Annotated in this window: 14 protein-coding genes; 7 read left to right on the top strand and 7 right to left on the bottom strand. The window is 68.1% G+C overall.

Annotated elements, in window-relative coordinates; all coding sequences use genetic code 11:
- Nucleotides 1–28: 28 nt before the first annotated feature.
- Entirely contained in the window at nucleotides 29–1,855 is a 1,827-nt protein-coding gene (locus tag ACQP2T_RS34850; protein WP_433509134.1) for a helix-turn-helix domain-containing protein, read from the bottom strand.
- A 268-nt stretch (nucleotides 1,856–2,123) separates the two neighbouring features.
- Between ACQP2T_RS34850 and ACQP2T_RS34845 the strand changes: the two genes are divergently transcribed.
- From ACQP2T_RS34845 to ACQP2T_RS34830, 4 genes are all read left to right on the top strand, one after another.
- Nucleotides 2,124–3,485 (top strand): MFS transporter, encoded by a 1,362-nt coding sequence (locus ACQP2T_RS34845; protein ID WP_433509133.1) that lies wholly within the window; start codon nucleotides 2,124–2,126, stop codon nucleotides 3,483–3,485.
- 44 nt (nucleotides 3,486–3,529) lie between these two features.
- Nucleotides 3,530–5,542 carry an FAD-dependent oxidoreductase gene (locus tag ACQP2T_RS34840; protein WP_433509132.1) on the top strand — a complete coding sequence of 671 codons (2,013 nt, stop codon included), beginning with the start codon at nucleotides 3,530–3,532 and terminating at the stop codon, nucleotides 5,540–5,542.
- A 262-nt stretch (nucleotides 5,543–5,804) separates the two neighbouring features.
- A complete protein-coding gene (locus tag ACQP2T_RS34835) occupies nucleotides 5,805–6,836 on the top strand; it encodes a LacI family DNA-binding transcriptional regulator (RefSeq protein WP_433509131.1) in 1,032 nt (343 codons plus the stop codon).
- 66 nt (nucleotides 6,837–6,902) lie between these two features.
- A complete protein-coding gene (locus ACQP2T_RS34830; protein WP_433509130.1) occupies nucleotides 6,903–8,591 on the top strand; it encodes a CBM35 domain-containing protein in 1,689 nt (562 codons plus the stop codon).
- A gap of 200 nt (nucleotides 8,592–8,791) precedes the next feature.
- Here the strand turns inward: ACQP2T_RS34830 and ACQP2T_RS34825 are convergent, their stop codons facing one another.
- Complete coding sequence (locus tag ACQP2T_RS34825) at nucleotides 8,792–9,115, bottom strand: hypothetical protein (protein ID WP_433509129.1); 324 nt, start codon at nucleotides 9,113–9,115, stop codon at nucleotides 8,792–8,794.
- Nucleotides 9,116–9,740: 625 nt separating this feature from the next.
- On the opposite strand from ACQP2T_RS34825, the gene ACQP2T_RS34820 reads away from it, so the two are divergent.
- From ACQP2T_RS34820 to ACQP2T_RS34810, 3 genes are all read left to right on the top strand, one after another.
- The gene (locus ACQP2T_RS34820) at nucleotides 9,741–13,085 is read left to right on the top strand and encodes an AAA domain-containing protein (RefSeq protein ID WP_433509128.1); all 3,345 of its coding nucleotides are present in this window, start codon (nucleotides 9,741–9,743) and stop codon (nucleotides 13,083–13,085) included.
- Between the two features lie 697 nt (nucleotides 13,086–13,782).
- The gene (locus tag ACQP2T_RS34815; RefSeq protein WP_433509127.1) at nucleotides 13,783–14,133 is read left to right on the top strand and encodes a transposase family protein; all 351 of its coding nucleotides are present in this window, start codon (nucleotides 13,783–13,785) and stop codon (nucleotides 14,131–14,133) included.
- 1,099 nt (nucleotides 14,134–15,232) lie between these two features.
- A complete protein-coding gene (locus ACQP2T_RS34810) occupies nucleotides 15,233–16,015 on the top strand; it encodes a hypothetical protein (RefSeq protein WP_433509126.1) in 783 nt (260 codons plus the stop codon).
- Between the two features lie 90 nt (nucleotides 16,016–16,105).
- On the opposite strand, the gene ACQP2T_RS34805 is transcribed toward ACQP2T_RS34810, so the two are convergent.
- Genes ACQP2T_RS34805 through ACQP2T_RS34785 form a run of 5 tightly spaced genes read right to left on the bottom strand, consistent with a single transcriptional unit; the run spans nucleotide 16,106 to nucleotide 20,675 of the window.
- Nucleotides 16,106–17,542 carry an ATP-binding protein gene (locus ACQP2T_RS34805; RefSeq protein ID WP_433509125.1) on the bottom strand — a complete coding sequence of 479 codons (1,437 nt, stop codon included), beginning with the start codon at nucleotides 17,540–17,542 and terminating at the stop codon, nucleotides 16,106–16,108.
- A gap of 40 nt (nucleotides 17,543–17,582) precedes the next feature.
- Nucleotides 17,583–18,269 (bottom strand): response regulator transcription factor, encoded by a 687-nt coding sequence (locus ACQP2T_RS34800; RefSeq protein WP_433509124.1) that lies wholly within the window; start codon nucleotides 18,267–18,269, stop codon nucleotides 17,583–17,585.
- Nucleotides 18,266–18,820, bottom strand: coding sequence for a GerMN domain-containing protein (locus tag ACQP2T_RS34795; RefSeq protein ID WP_433509123.1), 555 nt, complete (start codon nucleotides 18,818–18,820; stop codon nucleotides 18,266–18,268). The genes ACQP2T_RS34800 and ACQP2T_RS34795 overlap by 4 nt, the downstream gene beginning before the upstream one ends.
- A gap of 11 nt (nucleotides 18,821–18,831) precedes the next feature.
- A complete protein-coding gene (locus ACQP2T_RS34790) occupies nucleotides 18,832–20,052 on the bottom strand; it encodes an acyltransferase family protein (RefSeq protein WP_433509122.1) in 1,221 nt (406 codons plus the stop codon).
- A complete protein-coding gene (locus ACQP2T_RS34785; protein ID WP_433509121.1) occupies nucleotides 20,052–20,675 on the bottom strand; it encodes an SGNH hydrolase domain-containing protein in 624 nt (207 codons plus the stop codon). Before ACQP2T_RS34785 ends, ACQP2T_RS34790 begins: the two co-directional genes overlap by 1 nt.
- Nucleotides 20,676–20,825: the final 150 nt, after the last annotated feature.

Below are 20,825 nucleotides of genomic sequence, written 5' to 3'. Positions count from 1 at the left end.
CTTAGTGACGGTGAGAGGGCTGGGCGAGTCACGCGGGGTGCGCGGCGCTCACCGGATTCTCCTGGCGGAGGCGAGGCCGGCCCGCCAGGGTGGTCCACAGGTGCGGGGCGGCGTCGTGCTCGGGGAGTTGGGCGATCATGTAGCGGACACAGCGTTCGATCTTGACCCGGTACAGGCGGGCCGCCTCGTTTCCGTCGGCGTCGCGCAGCGCGTCGAAGACGGCGGTGTCCTCGTTGGCGATGGTGTCGCAGGCCTGGCGGTAGTCCATGTCCAGAACCGTGACGAACATGCGCAGGCGGGCCGTGAGGCGTTCGAAGGTGCGGGCGGCCTGGGGGAGGTCGGCGGTGCGGGCGAGGGCGTCCTGGAAGCGCAGGTCGGTTTCCCGGATGCGGGCGTTGTCGCTGTCCCGGGCGGCAGCGCGTACCTCGGCCAGGGCCGCCGAGGCCGGCGCGAGGTGCTCGCGGCCGAGCATGGCGACGCGGCGGATGAGCAGCGCGCCGAGGCTGGCGCGCAGGGCGTACAGGTCGAGGACGTCCTTCGCCGTGACGGCGGGGACGGCGGTCGCGCCGCCCGGGAGCAGGTCGAGCATGCCCTCCTCGGCCAGTGCCCGCAGCCCCGCGCGGATGACCCGGCGGGAGAGGCCGAGGCGGACGGCGAGCGGCGTCTCCCGGACGCGGTCGCCGGACCGGTAGTGACCGGCGAGGACGGATTCGCGCAGCAGGCCCACCACGGGGTCGGTGGTGATGGGGGCTCCGGGAGATGTGATCTGAGACACGGTGGGGAGGGCTGGGTGGCCGAGTGCGCGTATGGCTCGGGCATTCGAGTCGTTGTCAGGGCCGCAGATGGCCGGGATGTCGTACGGCGGGCGCGGAACGGCGATCCTGGCGAAGGGGGCCGCGGCGGGTGTCCATGTGGTGGACCAGGTCAGCAGCGCGTCGCGGAGGCGGGGTTGGTCGGGTGCGGCCCCGTGAGGGAGCTGAGCGTCGGGGGCGAGAAGGCGCCGCGTCTCGTCGGTCCACGCCACTGGGCTGGGTGCGCGATGCCAGCGCAAACGCGGGCGCACGCCCGGGTCCGGTCGCGTCGAGGGGGCGTCGCATGCCTCCGCCGGTACGCCGTACGTCAGCACGTGCACGTTCGCCCCGGCACCCGCCGCCGACCCCACCTGCTCCAGGAACGCCCGCAGGTCGGAGAGGACGTCCTCCGTGTGCCGCTCGCCCCGCAGCGCCGCGAAGGCGCAGGCCACGGCCAATACGTGGGGCGCCTCCCGGTCCTGGCCGAACAGCCGGCCCGTGGCCATCGCCGCGGAGGTGCGTACGCCCGCCAGGGCCGTCACGGCGAGCACGCACACCGGTGGGGCGATGAACAGGCCGACCACCTCGTCGGCGTGTTCCGGCAGGGACCACGCCCGGCGCGGCCCCACCGGGGTGCGCGCGCCCGGTTGGACGCGGTAGGTCCGCCAGATCCGGTTCACCGTGCTCTGGCTCAGGCCGGTCTCAGCCGCCATGGAACGGGTCGACCAGGCATTCCGAGCGCCAGGAGGTGGCGGGGTCAGGGTGCGGACCAGGACGTGCGCCACGGTGTCGTCGTCGGCCGTGGGCGGCCGCCCGGGCCGTGGCTGCTCGTCCAGGCCGTCCAGCCGTTCGGCGAGGAAGCGGGCACGCCACTTGCCGACCATGTCGCGGGAGATGCCGAGGCGCTGGGCCACGGCGGTATTGGTGGGCTCGTCCTCGCACGCCAGCACGATCCGCGCACGCAGGGCCCGGGCCTGTGAGCAGGTGCGGCTGCGGGTCCACATCAGCAGTGTGGCCCGTTCGTCCTCGGTGAGGATCACGGCGTCGCGCGGACGGCCAGCCATGTCAGCAACCGTAGCCGAACTTCTGATTCAGACGTAGCCCGGCGACCGGCGAGACAGGGCGGGCATTGTTGGCCGCCCCCGGCCGTCACATACTTCGAAGCCATCGGGCGGCCACGCTGCCGGCGCCTCTAGGAAACCGCGAGTTCGCCTCGATCACTGCGAGCCCAGAAGGCCTGGGCGACCGGCACCGACGACAAGAAATCAACCCCGACCTGGACCGGACCTACCCTTGACGGGGGAAGTCCGGGAACCGCTCCCGGAGGCTCTGATGACCGCGAACGCAGGAAACAGACTGGATGACGCGCCTCTGTCGCGCTTCCACAAGAAGCTGGCCCTCTACTCCTCCGGGGGCCCGTTCCTCGACGGCTACGTCCTGAGCATCATCGGCGTCGCCATGGTGCAGATCACGCCGCAGCAGAACCTGTCCGACTCCGTCCAGGGCCTCATCGGCGCGTCCGCGCTCATCGGGATCTTCCTCGGTGCGTTCGCGGGCGGCTACCTGACCGACAGGTTCGGCCGGCAGGTCCTGTACACCATCGATCTGATCGCCATCATCGCCTGCTCCGCCGCGCAGTTCTGGGCCACCGATCCGATGTGGCTGTTCGTCCTGCGCCTGCTGATCGGCATGGCGGTCGGCGCGGACTACCCCATCGCCACGTCGCTGCTGGCCGAGTTCACGCCGCGCCGCTACCGGGGACCGCTGCTGGGCGGCCTGGTCGTCATGTGGTTCGTGGGCGCCGCGGTGGCGTACGTCGTCGGCGAGGTGCTGCTGACGGTCGGTGACGACGGGTGGCGGTGGATGCTCGCCAGCGCCGCGCTGCCCGCCGCGATCATCGTGCTGCTGCGCCTGGGTACGCCCGAGTCCCCGCGCTGGCTGGCGAACAAGGGCCGCACCGAAGAGGCCGAGGCCGTGCTCAAGCGGGTTTTCGGTCCCGACGTGACGATCGCCGACCTGCCGGCGGAGGAGCGCGAGAACGTCAACCTCAAGGCGATCATGCGCTCCGGCTACGGCGGCCGGATGCTCTACATTTCCGTCTTCTGGACCTGCTCCATCGTCCCGCTCTTCGCCATCTACGCCTTCGGCCCGACCATCCTCGGCGCCCTCAACCTCGAAGGCTCGCTGGCCAACATCGGATCAGCCCTGATCACCGTCATGTTCCTCATCGGCTGCGTGATCGCCCTGTTCGGCGTGAACCGCATGGGCCGGCGCCCCTTGGTCATCCACAGCTTCATCTGGTCGGGCCTGGCCCTGCTGCTGCTCGGCATCTTCCCCAACGCCCCCTCAGTCGTGATCATGACGCTGTTCGCCCTGTACGCCGTCATCATCGGTGGCACCCAGATCCTGCAATGGATCTATCCGAACGAGCTGTTCCCGACCGAGGTGCGCGGCTCCGCCGTCGGGCTGGCCTCCTCCGCCAGCCGGATCGGCGCCGCCGTCGGGACCTACCTCGTCCCCCTGGCCCTGACCGGCTGGGGCATCGGTGGCACCATGCTCGCGGCCGCCGCCATCAGCCTCATCGGCGCAGTCGTCTCCGCCCGCTGGGCACCCGAGACACGCGGTCTGGCCCTGCACGAGTCCGCCGCGCTGACGCCCCGGACCGAACCCGCCGTCCGCCCCTCTACCGCCTGACCGAGAATCCGTGGAGGTGCGGGATGACCGTCAACGATCCCCTGATGAGTCCGTTCGTCCTCAAGAACCTGACCCTGCGCAACCGCATCGTCAGCACGTCCCATGAGCCGGCCTACAGCGAGGACGGCCTGCCCAAGGACCGCTACCGCGCCTACCACGTCGAGAAGGCCCGTGGCGGCGTCGGGTTGACCATGATCGGCGGCAGCGCTCTGGTCAGCCGGGACAGCGCGCCCGCGTTCGGGAATCTGCAGCTCTGGAAGGACGAGGCGGAGCCGCTGCTGCGCCGGCTCGCCGACGAGGTCCACGAGCAGGGCGTGGCCGTGATGACCCAGCTCACCCACCTCGGTCACCGCACCAGCAACTACACCGACAACTGGATCCCGGCGATCTCGGCGAGCAATGTCCGCGAGCCCGCGCACCGCGCGTTCGCCAAGGCGGCCGAGCAATGGGACCTCGACCGAGTGCTGCGGGACTTCGTCGACGTCGCGCAGCGTTGCCGGTCCGCGGGCCTCGACGGCATCGAGCTCATGGCGTACGGGCACTTCCTGGACTCGTTCTGGACGCCTTTCTGGAACCATCGCGACGACGAGTACGGCGGCTCCTACGACAACCGGATGCGCTACCCGCTGCAGGTCATCCGTGCCGTCCGCGAAGCGGTCGGACCGGAGTTCGTCATCGGCGCGCGCATGACCTTCGACGAAGAGCGCGAGGGCGGCCTCGAGACGGACGAGGCGCTGCGCGTGGCCGAGGACATCATCGAGGCGGGGATCGACTTCATCAGCCTGATCAAGGGATCGATCGGCACCGACGCCGACCTGGCCCGCGCCATTCCGCCGATGTCCACGCCGGCCTCTCCGCACCTGGAGTTCGCCGGGCGGATCAAGCAGAAGCTCTCCGTCCCGGTCATGCACGCCGCCCGGATCAGCGATGTCGCCACCGCGCGGTACGCGATCGAGGCGGGCCTGCTCGACCTGGTCGGCATGACCAGGGCGTTGATGGCCGACCCCGAGCTGCCCAACAAGGTCCGTGACGGTCGTACGGACCAGATCCGCCCGTGCGTCGGCGCCAACATGTGCATCGACGGCATCTACGGCTCCGGCGCGGCGTTCTGCATGCACAACCCGTCCACCGGCCGCGAGCTCGAGGTGCCCCAGCGCGTCGACCGGGCGAGCACGACGAAGCGCGTGGCGGTGGTCGGGGCCGGGCCCGCCGGTCTGGAAGCGTCCCTCGTCCTCGCACAGCGCGGTCACGAGGTGCGTCTGTTCGAGGCCGCCGACAAGGTGGGCGGACAACTGCTGCTGGCCTCGATGGCCCCGCGCCGTCGCGACCTGCGCGGCATCATCGACTGGAGAACCGGCGAACTCGCCCGCCTGGGCGTCCCGATCTCGTTGAACACCTACGTGGACGCCCGGACGCTGCTTGAGCAGTCATGGGACGTCGTGATCATCGCGACCGGCGGCACCCCGGCGGCACCCCGCATTCCCGGGGCCGATCTGGTCCATGACACCTGGGACGTACTCGCCGGGACGCGACGGCTGCGAGGGCACGTGCTGGTCTACGACGACCACGGCGGCAACCAGGCTCTCGACGCGGTGGAGGCCCTCACCCGGCAGGCTGTCACCGTTGAGCTCGTCACGCCTGAGCGGACGCTCTCACCCGACGTCGGCTCCCTCACGGCGGCCGGTTACTTCAGCTCCTTGGCGGAGTACGGTGTCGCGGTCACCCTCCTTCGACGGCTGCATGGGGTCACCAAGACCCCGGAGGGCTTGGAGGTGGAGCTCGGCGTGGACGGCTTCGCCTTCCGTGAGCGCCGCACTTTCGACGCCGTCGTGGCCGAGATGGGCACCGATCCGGTCCAGGAGCTGTACGACGAGCTGCTTGACGCGTCGACCAACCTAGGGGCCGTCGACGTGGCGGAGCTGCTGGCTCGCAAGCCCCAGTCGACCGTGCGCAACGAAGCCGGTTCGTTCAAGTTGTTCCGCATAGGGGACGCGGTGGCCAGCAGGAATGTCCATGCCGCGATGCTGGACGCGGCCCGCCTCTGCCGGACGATCTGAGGTCTGCGCTCCGGCATGTCACGATTCAATATCGCGCTCTTGACGGGTGTCGCCTCGCGGGTGACAGTCGAGCGACATCGTTGAACCGGTTCGCTTGATCGCGAAGACCGTAGGCGGACGCTCCCGTGACGCTGCCGAGTCGCGGGATGGCATATGCATGGAAATATCCCAGGAAAAGGCGCTCTTCGCCCGGCTATCCGGTCCTCGATGCAGAGAGTTCGCACCGTCATCGTCGAAGCGGTTCGACAGAGGGAGGTGGGAAATGGCGACGATCGGAGACGTGGCCCGGGAGGCCGGGGTGAGTCGCAGCACGGCGTCCTACGCGCTGTCCGGCAAGCGCCCCATCTCGGAAGCGGTCCGCCGGCGCGTGCTGACGGCGGCCGAGGCGCTCGCGTACACGCCGAACGCGGGCGCTCGCGCGCTGGCCACATCCCAGACCAAGGTCCTCGGTCTGCTGGCGCAGTTTCACGAGGACGAGTTCGCGCCCGCGATGATGCAGTACATCCTGGGCGTCACGGACACCGCCCGCGACCTGGGCTACGACACGCTGCTGGTCACCGAGGCGGACGGTGCGCGGGCTCTGCGGCGCGTCACCGACTCCCGGATGGTGGACGGCGTCGTTCTGATGAACATCGCGCAGGAGGACTCGCGGCTGCCCATCCTGCGTGCGGCGCCGCAGCCCGGCGCTCTGGTCGGCCTGCCGGGCGACTGCTCGGGACTCGACGTGTTCGACCTCGACTTCGAGGAGGCCGGAAGAGGCATGGTGGATCACCTCCACCGGCTCGGCCACCGCGAGCTCATCCTGATCTCGCAGCCGGAACACGTCGTCGAGCGCGGCGGCGCGTACGTGTGGCGTCTGAGGGACGCCGCGCTGGAACGCGCGCGGCAACTCGGGGTCACGCTGCACGCGGTGTACGGCGAGTCCCGGCAGCCGGCCGTGGGGCACCTGCTCAACGCCCTGCTCGACGCGCACCCGTCGGCGACGGGCCTGCTGATCAACAACGAGGCGGCAGCCGCCGCGCTGCCCTCCGTCACCTACGAGCGGGGACTCCGGGTGCCCGAGGACCTGTCGGTCATCGGGCGCTACTCGGCCGAGTTCGCCGCGACCTTCTCCCTGCCCTATTCGTTCATCGAGAGCGCGCCCGACCGTTTGGGCGCCATGGCGGTGCGTCAGCTCGTACGCCGGGTGGAATCGGCGGCGGCCCGAAGCGAGCCGTTCGTCGTGCGCTTCATCTCTCCCGAACTGGTGTCACGGGGAAGCACCGCACCCCCGAAAGCCCCGCCCGCCCGCTGAGCGCGGGCCGCGGCCTTCACGACTGTCCGGCCGCGCCAAATGTTAGCGCTACCAAAGGAGAGCTACGTGCGTAAACCCCTCTTAGCCGTGATCACCGCGGCCGCGACCCTGGCGACCTTCACGCCCCCGGCCGCGGCGGCGGGCGCGACGCTGACCGTCAACGTCGCCCAGCCGTTCCGGCCGGTGACCCACGTCGCCTCGGGCGGCCTGTACGGCCTCGCGGAGAACAGCAGGCCGGCCGACTCCACCCTGTTGCCGATCAAGGTGAACTCGCTGACCCAGCCCGCGCCCGGCGTGGGCCAGCGTCCCAACGGCCAGCCGCCCGGCGGCGACTCGCTGCTGGTGGCCCCGCAGGCCACCCGGGTAGGCGCGGGCGAGTTCGTCCGGATGCCCGACATCTACCCCGACTTCCCCTACCGGTGGGTGAGCTGGGACGACTGGCTGGCCAAGGTGAACACCATGGTCAACGCCAGGCTCTCGGCCACGGCGGTCACGAACGTGATCGGCTGGGAGCTCTGGAACGAGCCCGACTGGACCTGGAACACCGCAGCCGCGGGCGCCTTCAACGACGGCTGGGTGCGTACGTACCGCGCGGTGCGCGCGCTCGACACGCTGACGCCGGTCGTCGGCCCCAGCACCGCCACGTACAACCGGTCCTGGATGCAGTCGTTCCTGACCCGGGCCAGGGACACCGGCACGCTGCCCGACATCATCTGCTGGCACGAACTGGTGAACCCCGACCGGATCGCCGCCGACCTCGCCGACTACCGGAACCTGGAGGCCTCACTGGGCATCAGCCCGCGCCGCGTCTCCATCAACGAGTACGCCGCCACCAGTGAGGTGGACGTACCCGGCCGGATCGCCAGCTACGTGGCCAAGTTCGAGCGCGGCGGCGTGGAGTCCGCGCATCGGGCCTTCTGGTACGAGTACGGCACCATGAACGGCCTGGTCGTCAACAACAGCCAGCCCACCGGCACCTGGTGGCTGTACAAGTGGTACGGCGACATGGCCGGCAGCATGGTCGCGACGACACCGGGCAACCAGACCGGCCTGGACGGCTTCGCCTCCTATGACGGCACCCGCAAGATCGTCAACGTGGTGTTCGGCAACGAGTCCGGCACCAACACCGTCAACCTGACCGGCATCGGCGCACTGGGCTCCAGCGTCCGCGTCACGCTGCTGTCCACCCCGTCCAGCGGCCGCTTCACCGCCGTGAGCGTACCCACCACGATCTCCACCACCACCCGCGCGGTGAGCGGCGGCCAGCTCAGCGTGTCCGTGCCGAACATGGCCGCCACCAGCGCCTACCAGCTCATCGTCGAACCGGTCAGCGGAGTGCCCGCCTACCAGCGGCGATATGAGGCCGAGAACGCCTCGGTGTTCCGCGCCCAGCGGCTGAGCGCCGCCGGCGCGTCGGGCGGCGGCTATGTGGGCCGGATCGACAACTCGGGCACGCCGCGTACCGACAGCTACGTGGACTTCGTGGTGAACGTGCCTGACGCTCGCGCGTACACGATGACCATCGGCTACGCCAACGGCACCGGCGCCACCGCGACGCAGGGGCTGGCGTACAACGGCGGAGCCTGGAGCACGGTCAGTTATCCGCCGACTCCGGCCTGGGGCCAGTTCGGCGCCACGATCGGCACCACCGTCACGCTCAGGGCCGGCTACAACGTGATCCGCCTGGCCAAGGGCTCGCCGTACTTCGCGGGCGGCACCGGATACGCCGAACTGGACTACATCGAGCTCACCTGACCGAGCGCCACAGCATGCCCCGGCCGCGGTCCGCCGCGCCGGGGCGGCCCCGTTCACAGCCAGGGGCGTTCGCGTTCCAGCGCCGCGGCGACCTCGAAGACGGTCAGGTCCCACGCCGCCCGCAGCCTGCGTCAGGGGCGTTCCGGGCTGATCGGTACGATTCTGCGGGTGTACAACCCGGGAGCGCACTGCGGGCTGTCCTACTTCGCCGAGCTGATCGCGATCTCCGCCGTGGACGCGCTGGCGCACGGGTAGGCGCTCGTCGTCATCCCCTCGGAGCAACCCCTCGACGGGGCCACCTGGCTGCCGCTCGACGCCTGCTCGACCGCGACGACCGGCCGGAGGCGATCTTCAGCCTCTGGTCGGTCGCCGGTCCCGCCATACTGGAGGCCGCCCGCTGGCCCGCTGCTCGCGGCCGCGCTGGCCGGCGACTTCCCCGCACAACCCAACCGGCTGGTCCCGACCATGCTCACGATCAGGGCTTCTTCCTCGCGTACCGCGGGCACGGAGCGGTGTGTCATCATCCAGCCACGGATCCGCGAGGACGCGCCTTCCGCTCCGACTGCGGGCGTACCGCGGCGGTAAAGGCATCGAAGTGTGCCCGTCCCGGTGGCCGTACTACAGGGTCCGCCGGATGCCGTACCGGGTCTGCGCGATGAGCGGTGAGGAGGTCAGCGCGCTTCGGGGAGGGTGGCACCCAGCCTGGATCCGTTGGCGACGAAGGCGACCACAGCGAGGGAGCAGGCGGGGATGCGGGGGGACATGGTACGCGACCAGGACTCACCCCGGACCTCACCTATCCGCGCGTCGCACTCGACAGTGGGTTCCGATGCCCTGCTTCGAAGTGACGAGCTGGACGCCATGGAGTTGCCGGCTCGCTTTGCTCGAAGCAAGGTATCTCATGACGAACAGTTTCTGGTTGGGTAAATTCTCTCCGGGATCATGGCCTCGGAAGGGGATCGTGTGGCGAGCGCTAGTCCGGTTCCGGTAAATGAGCTGATACGAGCCATCCGAGCCGAAATCAGGGCAGATCTCCGCAGCGATGGGGGAAGCGCAAACGTGCTCCTACTCACTGGTGGGCGGCACAACGGCAGAAAAGGCGCTGGTCACGAGTATCTCGTCGGTGCCCAAGTAGACCGCAGCCCCTTCATGGGCGAGGACGTGCTGATCCGGCCTCAAGGGTCGAAGCAAGAATGGGCTCGCGGACAAGCGGTCTGGACGCCAGGCCGACGGGTCCGGCTTGCGACCGAGGTGGACTTCGGACGGCAACCCGGCGACCTGCAGGTCAGGGAGGATGAGACCGCGGGACTGCTCGTCCTGGTTGAGAAGTTGGAACAGGTTGCCCAAGGCCAGGGAGCGATCAACCTCACGCACGCTGGCTGGATGGTCAACCGAGGACGTCCATCTGCTGGCCGGGCACGGGACCTTGATCGACTCGTCCGGGGCTATCGCGAGTTGAAGTTGAACTCACACCAGCGTTTGGCGATCGAACAAGCACTGGGTAGTCAGGTGACGTTTATCTGGGGGCCGCCAGGAACGGGGAAGACCGAGGTCGTCAGTCGCATCATCGAGGGGTGCTACCGACAGGGTCATAGGGTGCTGTTCGTTGCCCCCACGAACGTTGCCGTCGACCAGGCATTGGAGCGGATCTGCGAGCTGCTGTCCGAAGAAGCGGGCTTTGGCGACGGATCGGTTCAGCGAGCCGGGGACCTGGCAGTCAAATCGCTGGAGGAAAAGTTCGGCGACGCCGTGATACCCAAGCGGATCGCTGAACGCCTATCGGCCGCGCTGCACCGTCAGCGAGAGGAGAGCGCTGAACGACTGGCTCAGATAAAAGCAGCGGTGGATCTCCATATGCGAGTGACGGTGCTCACCCAGGAGCGCAACCGCCTTCAGAGCGTTATCGCAAGCAGCGGCCAGGAGTCTGAGCGACTGGCTGGAGATCTCCGGACAATTCAGACTCGGATAGAGAAGGCCCAGCGCGACACCAAAGAGATCGGAATTCCTGGCGGAATCTTCGCGCACCGTAAACAGCATCGCCTTGATGGGCTGCGCAGGCAGATCGCGAATGACCAGGCCCTAGAGACGCAGCTGCATCAACACCTCCAAGCGTACGGCCGCGACGAGACGGTTGCGGTCAATGAGCTGGCCGTGGTTGAACCAGCGCTCCGAGAGGCACAAGTCCAGCTGAACGGGCTGCCTCCGTTAGAAGTCCTCAGACGGGCTGCGACGCAACTGGTGGAGGAGCAGAAAGGGATCGATGAGCGACTGTCGAAGATCGGAGATGCTGTTCGTAGTCGCTGTCGGGTCCTGGGAACAACGGTGGCCAAGGCCGTTCAGTCACGCAAACTCCTCGATACCGTTGATGTGGTCGTCATTGACGAAGCGGGCATGGTCGACCTGCCCTCCGCTTGGTACATCGCCGGACTCGCGGGGAAGCGAGTCGTGGTCGCAGGTGACTTCCGACAGCTCCCGGCGGTGACGAAGGGGTCAGGAGACCGCCATGCCAGTCCGCAGGACCAAGCGCACTCCCAGGAATGGATGGACCGCGACGTCTTTCACGCCGCGGGATTGGTGGACGCGTCCGGCTCGGTCCGTCGAGACGATCGGCTTGTCGCGCTCGTGGAGCAGTACCGCATGCGCCCAGCCATCTGCGCGGTGGTCAACACCGTTGCCTATCCTGATGCTCCCCTGATCACTGGTCGCGACGATAGAAGCTCTTTGACGGCGTCGCCTCTGATCGAGAGCCCGCTGATCCTGGTCGATACAAGTGAACAACGCAAAGCACTGGCTCCCCAGCCAACCCGCCACGGTCACAAGGCCAACACGATCCATGAGGCGGTCATCCACGAGCTGATTCGCGGATTGCAGGCTGACGCCGTCCTCCCAGCGTATCAAGGACGTACAGAGGGGCTGCCGACAGATAACATCGCGGTGATCGCTCCGTACCGGGACCAAGTAACGGCCTTGCAGAGAAGCATCACCGACCGCTTTGGTGCTTCCTTCAATGGACTCGTCGACACAGTCCATCGGTTTCAGGGCAGCCAGCGGCCGCTGATCATCATTGACACGGTGGCGGGTGCTTCAAACAAGCTCGGATATTTCTACGAGGGAACTGGGCTCTCATCAAACACGTGTCGCCTATTGAACGTCGCGCTTAGCCGGGCACAGGATCACCTCCTTGTGGTCGCGGACGTCGATTTCCTTAGTCGAGCCCTTCCTCCTTCCAGCGAGACCGGCAAGATGCTCGACTATCTCCTGCATCACGCTCAGCGACTGCCCGTAGGCGACCTGGTACCAATCCGCATGGCGACGGATCTTGCTGGGCTTGCCAATCACGAGCTCGTCCGTCCGGCGTTCTTCCCGAAAGATGAGGTAAGGCGTGCAGTGGAGTGGGATATCAACCGAGCCACGTCAAAAGTCGAAATCTACTGTGCGTTTCTCGACGAAAAGCCTGTGGACTTCTGGCTCGAACGGCTCCAGCGCAGGATCGCTACGGGTGTGCGCGTCCTAGTGCACACTCGCGATCACAAGGCGGGATCGAAAGGCGAACGGCTTGCCTCACGCCTAAGATCAGCGGGCTGCCAGATAAATGCTCGCGCCCATATGCATGAGAAAGTTCTGATCATCGATGATGAGGTCCTTTGGCATGGCTCGCTCAACCTCTTCGCCGACAGCGGGCCCACAGATCTCATGATGCGGATCACGAGTCGCGCCTCTTGTGCCCGAGTCAAGCAGATCATGGCGCGAGCACGAACGGAGCGAGCCTCGACTGCCGGTGCCGTCAGCGCCGGAACCGCGGCCCGGCCTCAGCGCGGAGAACGATTCGGAGCAGGTAGTAACCAACCTGCGATCACAAGCGCCCAAGGGATCGAGCGTACGCGCTCCGGAGTACGACCCAACAAGTTTCCAGGCCATTGTGCAATCTGCTCGGTCGGGGTGTTGGCCAATGGCGGGGAACTCGTCAAGGGCGACAGCGGCTGGCTTGTCCATTGTTCTGTATGCTCCGATGCGGATCATCGTGGCGCACGTGGCGAAGATCCTCTACCGGCCCCAAACGGACCGGCGGCAGGCTGCGAGCCGACCATTGATCTTGAAGTGTTCGGCCTGATACGCGCCTGCTGGCAGTGCGCCGCTCAGACGACGAGCGTCGTAGTGCTGCATCCCGCACGGCCGGCCAAGGGTTACCGGGCAGCGGTGGGAGCTGAACAAGGTGACGCCCTCGAAGTTGCGCGTCGTCTACTTCAGCGCGCTGGCCAAACAAGCTTGACGCGAAGCATCCAAATCCGTGCCAGTAAGACCCGGGGCGACTCGTACTTGTCGAACGGGTGCCTCCGCTGCGGAGCTCTCCAAGGGGCCTTCGCACTTGGAGAAGAGGTCCATTCGGTCATGGCGTCGAATTGGACTCGAGGGCTGACGTCGTTGGCCGTCCAATCGTGCGAAAGTCATGTTTGGCAGCGCCTGCTTTTGGTGGGTGGCAACGTCTACACCTGATCGGTGCTGATCTTGGCATTCTGGAAACTCCGGTCCCCATTCGGTTTCCATTCTTGTTGATCCAGTGAGGTGACCTCAGTGAAATAGTTCGGGCGGTTGGGATTTCTTGGCCGCTGATCGTGGCGTTCCGGGCCTTTCGGGAGGAGCCGTCGAAGGCCAGAAATGGGCGTGGAGCCCGGTAGAAGAGCTCTCACCACAAGACGCTCAACCGGCGGAAGGGTCCACGTGATTGCTCATCGTGCCAGGCTCAACGTCTCCCGCGCACTCGTTCAGTACGTCGCCCGCCTGCTGCACCAAGAGCGTGGCTGTGTGGCATCCCAAAGCACAGCCGGGCCTTGAGTCCGTTCCTGGCATGCGGTCATGGTGGTGCGCTGGTTCCGCAGCGAGCACGATATCCCCAAGCTCGGACGTGATCACCGCGTCTCTCGGGCCACCGCCTACCGCTACCTTCACGAGAGAATCGAAGTCCTCACAGCTCAATCACCTAATCTGCACGAATCCTTCGACCGCGCCCACGCCGAGGGACTGGCGTACGTGATTCTCGACGGAATCCTGATTCCCACCGATCGCTGCGCCGAACAGACCCTCAGCGTCAAGAGGGAAACCATCGACGCCTGGTGCTCCGACAAGGCCCGCCAGCACACCGGAAACCTCCAGGCGTTGCCGGCATCCGGCGGACTGCCGCTGTGGATCGCAGATGTCGAGCCCGGCAGCGTCCGCGACCTTACCGCTGCCCGCGCACAGGTGCTGGGTCGCTGCCGCACGCGGCCTGCCCACCCTCGCCGATGGCGGCTACGGCGTCAGAATCGGCATCCACACGCCGATCGAGCAACCCGAGGGAAACCAGATCCTCCGCCCGGACGACCGCACCTACAACCGGCCCATGCGAGCTCTTCGCTGTCTCGGCGGACGCGGATTCGCCCTGCTCAAAGGCCGCTGGCGGACCTTCCCGCACATCACTGTGAGTCTCAGCAGATTCGGCGACATCGCCCGCGCAGCACTTGTCCTCACCCACTTCGAGCACAACTACCTACCGGCTATTCACTGAGATCACCTCAATGATCGCCTTAAGCGAGGGCGACAGCGACACGGGCGCGAGTCGGCCCGATGTAGAACATATGTCGCTGAGTCGCGAGCTCCGTTGGCGTCGGCTCTGTGTGCGGACCATGACATGGCGCGAAGGCCTCCGCGAGACCGAGCGGAATGACGACGTCCATTTGTGCCTCTTCGCACTGTGATGGGTCGCCAAGGACTCCTTGCCGAGTTAGCCGTAATTCCGTTGATGATGCTGGGATGTATGGGCGAAGGAGATTATCGTGGGCGGGCGGACAATCTTGGGAGACGGTGATGAGATGACGGACGAGCGCTGCATCCATGAACTCATCCTGGGCCAATGCGCTGACCGCGCGCCGATCCCGCAGGGCCTCACCAAAATGGTCTACATCACGAAGGGCGGCTCGGTCTTTCACCGCCAGCCGGAATGTTCGGCCTTGCTGGAAGGGCAACGAAAGGCCTTACGATTCGGCCAGCAGATCCATGATCCCTTGTCGGTCGCACTGCGAGACGCCGAGTCGGCTGGGCGGGGTGCCTGCATCCCGTGCTTCCCAGATTACTCACCGCCAGGTGCCAAGCCATGCAGCGTGCGGTATGGAGCACAGTGGCTACCGGGGCTCCTGCTCGAGTGGCACCGCTCGGGCGAAGGGCGATGGAGCGGCGTAGTCGGGTACATGGTGGAAGGCGAAGTCCGGACCGAACGCCGCGACCAAGACGACCTACGCCCACGTTGACCTCTGAGCAGTCACTGGCCCGACAGACCGCTGGGGAAGAGTAGCGCCGCCTCGCCCTTGAGAGTTTCGGAGCCTGGCTGGCTGAACCGTCAGGGAGACGAGAGCTGTCAGCGTATCCGCCAGGAGATCCTGGACAACGTCCACGACGTGTGAGTTGCTTGTGCCGCCGTGATCACCTACTTGTGACGGCACATCCGCTGATCTTTCATTAGGGCATCTATGTGGCCGTTGTGAGGATTCAGTTCGCTTTGTCGGGTCAAGCTCCTAAGGTGTGATCGACCTCTCCCAACTCCCACTGGAGCCCCGGTGACACAGGGACCCTCTGACGCTCTCGAACCAATCGGCAGCGACCGTGATCACATGTTCGGCGAGGAGACGGTTCACTGGTTGACGCCTCCGCCTGATATCGAGGAGGCATTCGCGATTGGACCGCGTGATGGCCGTGCGAGCCTCATGCCGCTCCACAAGGAGCTGCTCGCCGACCGTACATACCTCAAGCCTGCCGAGTCGGTGGCGGGATGGTCGTTGATCGAGCGGCGACTGCAGGACCTGTTGTGGCGGACATACGGTCGGCTGCGCATCGCAGACCTCCGACGCCCCGAAAGCTATGAGGCCTTGGCGATCGTCTACCTTCCCTCGGCCGCCACCGATGTGACGCTGAACCGAGTCAAGGTCGCACTCCGGGAATTGGGTTGCGAGGTCGTCGACGAATCCGAGGTCGTGCACGGCAGCATCTGGCAGGCGTTTACGCTGGCGTTCAAACGAACAGCCACCCAGGAGCAGCTAGAGGAAGCAGGCGACTACGCGCTTGCGGCTGCGCGAAACAAGGTCTACGCCGAGACCCAGGCTGCTGTCACCAAAACACTCGCCGAGGCGGTCGCCACCCTGCTGGAGGCGATGAAGGACGAGCCCACTGGCTCCGCTCTCGTCGGTAACCTATACGTTGCCAAGGTCGACGGGGTCCCGTTTGCTATGGAGCTAACCGCCGCGCAGGTAAGGAGCTACCACACTAGCGTCACGCTTCAGAAGGATCCTGCCGCCGCGCTTGCTGCGTTTCACAGCGCGAACTGTTATTCGGAAGCGGAGGCGCTAGAGCAGGTGTCACGTCTCCCTCCCACCGACACCCAGCAGGCGATCGGGTAGTAACGGATGCCCGTTCATTGACTGCGTCGTCGTGAAGAATGTGGTCTTCCGCCCTGCATGGCGTGGCGTGAGCTCACGGTCTGGCGTTTCTCATGGCGGGTTGCGAGGCAGGGTGAGGGTCAGGACGGCTCCGCCGTGGGGCGCGTTGGCCGCGGTGAGGGTGCCGCCGTGCAGGCGCGCGTTCTCGGTGGCGATGGCCAGGCCCAGGCCGCTGCCGTCGGTTCGGGTACGGGCGGCGTCGGCTTTGGTGAAGCGGTCGAAGACGTGGGGCAGCAGGTCAGCGGGGATGCCGGGACCGTCGTCGGAGACGGCGACGGTGATCTGCTCGAAATCGGCCCGCACCTGGATGAGCACCGACACCGCCGCGCCGCCGTGCCCCAGCGCGTTGCCCACGAGGTTGGCGAGGATGACATCGACGCGGCGCGGGTCGAGGCGGGCGCGCAGCCCCGCGGGAACATCGGTGCGGACCCGGTCCCGCCAGTGCCGCAACGCGAGCGTCTTGGCGATGAACTCGCCCAGATCGACCTCGTCGAGGTTCAGTACGGCGGCACCGGCGTCGAAGCGGGATACCTCGATCAGGTCCTCGACCAGGCGGGTGAGCTTGCGCGTCTCGTCGGAGACCAGGTGCAGCGCTTCGGCGGTGAGTGGCGCGAGGCGGCCGGAGGCGGCGTCGGCGTCGAGGACCTCAGTCACGGCGGCCATCGCCGCCAGCGGCGTACGCAACTCGTGGGAGACGTCGGCGGCGAACCTGCGCGCCCGCGACTCCATGGCGCGCAGCGCGGCCGCGTCGGCCTGGAGCGTGGCCGCCATGGTGTTGAAAGTACGGCCGAGGTCGGCGAGTTCGTCGTCGCCGGTGACGTTCACGCGGGTGTCCAGACTGCCGCCCGCCATCCGCTCGGCGGCCGTCCGCAGTTGCCGGACCGGTCGCAGCAGTCTGCGCGCGGCCAGCAGCGCGAGGACGATGGAGGCCAGGGCGACGGGCAGGGCTCCGGAGCGGGCGGCCGCCGCCAGGGTGTCCACGTCCTGCTGCTGGGAGGCCAGGGAGAAGGAGGCGAAGACGGTGAGCGGCGGGGGATCGTGCGGGCGTGCGGTGGCGACGACGGGAAGGGCCACGGCCAGCCAGGGCGTCTGGCCGTGGTGGAAGCGCTGGGCCAGCGCGGTGGTCGCCGAGGCCGCCTGGGTACGCAGTTGCGCGGGCAGCGGCGGCGCCGGCGCCCCGGCGGTGATGAGCGGGCCGCCGCGATAGGACAGGGCGGTGCGCCAGCCGCGCGTGCCCGCCGCGCGGTCCAGTTGCAGCGCCAGCGTACGCAGGTCCGCCTCGGCGGGGTCGGCGGGCAGGTCGGGCGCCCTGGCGGTGAGGTGGGCGCGGAGCTCCTGCAGGGCGTCGGCCTGGACGCGCTCCACGATCGCGGTACGGCCCTGGCGGAAGGTCAACGCGGCGGCGGTCAGCGCGCTGAGCGCGGAGACCAGCAGGAACACCAGGACCAGCTGGGCTCGCAGACCTCGGGCGACGGGCGGACGGATCACAGCGGCCCCGGCCGGCAGCCGAGGCCGCGTACGGAGTGGATCACAGCGGCCCGAACCGGTAGCCGAAGCCGCGCACGGTCTGGATGTAACGGGGGTCGCGCGGATCGTCCTCGATCTTGGCGCGCAACCGCATCACGCACGCGTCGACCAGCCGGTAGTCGCCGTGGAAGCTGTGTTCCCACACCAGCTCCAGGAGTTGCTGGCGGCTGAAGGTCTGTTCGGGCGCGGCTGACAGGAACAGCAGCAGCTTCAGCTCCGTCGGCGCCAGCGCGAGTTGCGTGTCGTGCTTGAGCACGCGTAAGGCGACCCGGTCGACGAGCAGGTCGCCGTGGACGGTGCGGGCGGCCTGGCCGGGGGAGGCGGGCTGGGTGGTACGGCGCAGCACCGCGCGCATGCGGGCTTCGATGACCTCGCTGCTGGCAGGCTTGATCACGTAGTCGTCGGCGCCGGCTTCCAGGCCCACGACGACGTCCACGTCATCGTCGCGCGCGGAAAGGATCACGATGGGCACCTGGCTGAAGGCGCGGATGCGGCGGCATGTCTCCAGGCCGCTCATGCCGGGGAGCATCAGATCGAGCAGGACGACCTCGGGAGCGCTCGCGATGAGTTCGGCCAGCCCGTCCTCACCAGTCGCCACCAGCAGGGTTTCGTGGCCCCGGTGGCGCAGGCCGAGGCTCACGCCCCGGCGCACGGCCGGGTCGTCTTCGATCAGCAGTACGCGGGTCACGAAGGGGCTCCCTGCTTGGCCGGGATCGCCGACCCGCTCTCATCGCACCTGACCGGCCACGGGTCGCCCGCCATGCCGGGCTCGAACACCTCGACGATGGGGTCGGCGCCGATGCCTGGGGACGCGGCGGCCGTACACACCAGCTGGCTCACCGCCACCGGACGCAGGTCGCGCACCAGCCACGGTAAGTGCAGCTGCACCCGGCCCTTGGTCGTCCTGGCCCGGATCGGCCGGGTCGCCGACGGCAGCCGCGTGATCAGCCCTCGGGCCCGCTCGGCCGCTGTGGGGCCGGCGACCAGCGCGTCCATGGCCTGTCGCAACCGGTCTCCGTCCGAAGCCGGCCGGGACACCGGCCAGGTGCCCTCGGGCGTGACGAAGTACACCCGCAGCAGGCGGCTGCTGTTCTCGGTCAGGCCACCTTGGGCCGGCTGACCGGCGGGGAGTGCGCCGGTGTCGGTGATCCCGCAGCCCGCCAGCGCCGCCGCCGCGATCAGGCCCGCCGCCACCCGCCAGAGCACCCCCGGCATATGTTCGCTCTCGTTCTTCGGCATGGTCTCTCCGGCTACGGCTGGTTCAGCATGCTCACATCGACCGTCCCGGCGCCGGGACGCGGACGCGGTATCGCCGCCCACAGCCCCACCGCCATCATCCCCGCGACGGCCAGCGCCGCCCATCCGCGCCGCCCGCTGGCCCACCGGGCGCGCAGTCGTACCGGATCCTCGACCACGGCCTTCGAGACTAGCGCGGCCAGCAGCGACAGGCTGACCGCGGCGATCGTCCAGCCCCAGCCGTCGAGCCCGGCGACCGGCCGGGGCAGCAGCAGATAGACCGGCCAGTGCCACAGGTACAGGCTGTAGGACAGCTCGCCCAGCCGCCGCGGTACGGCGCTGCCGACCACCCTGCCCACCAGACCGTCCGGCGTACGGGCCAGGAGCGCGATCAGCACGGCGCTGCCCAGGGAGTGCGCGAACATCCCGCCCTGGAACAGGCCCGGGGCCTCTTCCCCGCTGGTCAGCAGCCATGAGACGGCCAGCCCGCACAGCAGCGGGACACAGATCGCGTCCACGGCCAGGCGCGGCAGCCCGGCCACGGCGTCTCGGACGGGCGCCGTGGCGGCGGCCGCGCCGAGCAGGAGAGAGAAGGCCCGGGTGTCGGTGCCCTCGTAGGCGCGGGTGGTGTCCACGGCCGCCCCGAGCTTGATCATGAGCAGGAGAGAGATGAGCGCACCGGTGACCGCGACGAGCGCGACTCGCCGCTGCCCGCCGGACCCCTTCCCGGCCAGTGCCACCACCAGGGGCCAGGCCAGGTAGAACTGCCATTCGACGCCGATGCTCCACAGATGGGCGAACAGGCGGGTGCCGGCGGCATCCCAGTATCCGAGCTGCTCGTGGATATAGTGCCAGTTCACGCTCTGGGCGGCCACCCATGGCGCGTCCTGGAGGGCGAACCTCAGCATGTCCGGCCTGGCGAACGCCCAGGCCAGCGGCAGCGTCAACGTGACCATGACGCTCAGCGCGGGCAGGAGACGGCGGGCCCGGCGTCCCCAGAAGGCCGTCAGGTTGAGCCGGCCGCCGCTGCCGAGCTCCTCCAGCAGCAGGCCGGTGATCAGAAAGCCGGACAGGACGAAGAACAGGTCGACGCCCAGGAACCCGCCGCGCATCTGCCCGGCGTGAAACAGCAGGACCGCGGTGACAGCGAGCCCGCGCAGCCCGTCAAGCGCGCCGATGTGCGCGCGTCGCGGAGCTGAAACCATCAGCCCCTCGCCGCGAGAACCGGGCACCATCAGCCGCAGCCGAGCTTGGCGAAGCGCTCGTCGCCGGTCCACGGCCCGGTGGCCCAGACGCTGGGGGCGGCCGGGGTGAAGCCGGTCAGCTCGCCGAGCCGCTTGGCGAACCAGGTGGCGAAGGCCGCCGACCCCTGCTGGCAGGAGTGGATGCCGTCCTTGGCGCGCTGGGCCTTGCCGGCGGCGTAGTCGCTGCCCCACAGCTCGGAGGCGTCCAGGTAGCTTGTGCGAGCGGCCTTGGCGGCCATCGCCGGCGCGGTCTTGATCGCGTTCTCGTGCGGCTTGAAGAACTCGTCGATCTTGAACGGCGGGGCGGACACCAGTACGAGCCGGGCGCCGGCGTCCTCGGCCGTTCGGGCGAGCTTCTGGTAGGCCGACAGCTGCTGGCGGGCGACGCCCCAGTCGTAGCTGGTGATCTGGTAGGCGATCACCGTCGGCCGGAAGGAGGCGAGGTTCGCCTTCAGGGTCTTCCAGGTGTCCTTGGCCCCCATGGCCGTCACCGGATGGTCACCGGCGACGATGTTGCCGCCGCCGTCGGAAGTGGCGTTCTTGAACGCCACACCGCCGGCTTTCAGCGCCGCCTCCAGCGCCGGGGCCTGCGCGCCCGCGATGGAGTCACCCATCCATAAGACCCTGACGCCGGTCGCGGCCTGCTCAGTCTGCTGTCCATCGCTGGGGGAGGCGGTGGAGGCGGTGGAGCCGCCGCAACCCGCGAGCATGGCCCCGACCGCGACAGCCGCGGCCACGAACGCCCCGGCACGGCGGAGGCCAGT

This window comes from Nonomuraea sp. CA-143628 (assembly GCF_050942315.1).
Taxonomy (GTDB): domain Bacteria; phylum Actinomycetota; class Actinomycetes; order Streptosporangiales; family Streptosporangiaceae; genus Nonomuraea.
The sequence above is the reverse complement of the archived record's forward strand: the minus strand, read 5'-3'. Positions and strand labels throughout refer to the sequence as shown.

Bases quoted from the DNA above. Each gene is read 5' to 3' on its own strand.
- ACQP2T_RS34850 (WP_433509134.1), bottom strand. From the start codon at position 1,855: ATGGCTGGCCGTCCGCGCGACGCCGTGATCCTCACCGAGGACGAACGG.
- ACQP2T_RS34845 (WP_433509133.1), top strand. From the start codon at position 2,124: ATGACCGCGAACGCAGGAAACAGACTGGATGACGCGCCTCTGTCGCGC.
- ACQP2T_RS34840 (WP_433509132.1), top strand. From the start codon at position 3,530: ATGAGTCCGTTCGTCCTCAAGAACCTGACCCTGCGCAACCGCATCGTC.
- ACQP2T_RS34835 (WP_433509131.1), top strand. From the start codon at position 5,805: ATGGCGACGATCGGAGACGTGGCCCGGGAGGCCGGGGTGAGTCGCAGC.
- ACQP2T_RS34825 (WP_433509129.1), bottom strand. From the start codon at position 9,115: ATGATGACACACCGCTCCGTGCCCGCGGTACGCGAGGAAGAAGCCCTG.
- ACQP2T_RS34820 (WP_433509128.1), top strand. From the start codon at position 9,741: ATGGGCGAGGACGTGCTGATCCGGCCTCAAGGGTCGAAGCAAGAATGG.
- ACQP2T_RS34815 (WP_433509127.1), top strand. From the start codon at position 13,783: ATGTCGAGCCCGGCAGCGTCCGCGACCTTACCGCTGCCCGCGCACAGG.
- ACQP2T_RS34810 (WP_433509126.1), top strand. From the start codon at position 15,233: ATGTTCGGCGAGGAGACGGTTCACTGGTTGACGCCTCCGCCTGATATC.
- ACQP2T_RS34795 (WP_433509123.1), bottom strand. From the start codon at position 18,820: ATGCCGAAGAACGAGAGCGAACATATGCCGGGGGTGCTCTGGCGGGTG.
- ACQP2T_RS34790 (WP_433509122.1), bottom strand. From the start codon at position 20,052: ATGGTGCCCGGTTCTCGCGGCGAGGGGCTGATGGTTTCAGCTCCGCGA.
- ACQP2T_RS34785 (WP_433509121.1), bottom strand. From the start codon at position 20,675: ATGGGTGACTCCATCGCGGGCGCGCAGGCCCCGGCGCTGGAGGCGGCG.